1 protein-coding gene is annotated in these 867 nt (G+C 65.2%); it reads left to right on the top strand.

Features of this window, described 5'->3' with window-relative positions:
• Window positions 1-867: 3-hydroxyacyl-CoA dehydrogenase family protein (locus RNC47_RS35980; RefSeq protein WP_311605050.1), on the top strand; the 867-nt coding region annotated here is incomplete at both ends.

Below are 867 nucleotides of genomic sequence, written 5' to 3'. Positions count from 1 at the left end.
ATTCAGGCGTTCTTCCTGGACCTGCAGGCCATCAACGGCGGCGCATCGCGTCCGGAGGGCATCGCCAAGCAGGAGATCAAGAAGATCGGTGTGCTGGGCGCGGGCATGATGGGCGCCGGTATCGCCTACGTGTCGGCCAAGGCCGGCTACGACGTCGTGCTCAAGGACGTCACGCAGGAAGCCGCTGACAAGGGCAAGGCGTACTCGGAGGGCCTGGAGGCCAAGGCACTCAAGCGTGGCAAGACCACCGAGGAGAAGTCCGCGGCGCTGCTCGCCAAGATCACCCCGACCGCCGATCCGCAGGATCTCAAGGGCGTCGACTTCGTGATCGAGGCCGTGTTCGAGAACCAGGAACTCAAGCACAAGGTGTTCCAGGAGATCGAGGACATCGTCGAGCCCAACGCGCTGCTCGGCTCGAACACCTCCACGCTGCCGATCACCGGTCTGGCGACCGGCGTGAAGCGCCAGGAGGACTTCATCGGTATCCACTTCTTCTCGCCGGTCGACAAGATGCCGCTGGTGGAGATCATCAAGGGCGAGAAGACCTCTGACGAGGCCCTGGCCCGGGTGTTCGACTACACGCTGGCCATCCGCAAGACCCCGATCGTGGTCAACGACAGCCGCGGCTTCTTCACCTCGCGTGTGATCGGCACCTTCGTCAACGAGGCGCTGGCCATGCTGGGCGAGGGTGTCGAGCCCGCGTCGATCGAGCAGGCGGGTTCGCAGGCCGGTTACCCGGCTGCGCCGCTGCAGCTGTCGGATGAGCTCAACCTGGAGCTCATGCACAAGATCGCCACGGCATCCCGTAAGGGCGTCGAAGACGAGGGCGGCACCTACGTGCCGCACCCGGCCGAGGCCGTCGTGGAG

The organism is Streptomyces millisiae, assembly GCF_031845425.1.
Classification (GTDB): domain Bacteria; phylum Actinomycetota; class Actinomycetes; order Streptomycetales; family Streptomycetaceae; genus Streptomyces; species Streptomyces millisiae.
The sequence above is the reverse complement of the archived record's forward strand: the minus strand, read 5'-3'. Positions and strand labels throughout refer to the sequence as shown.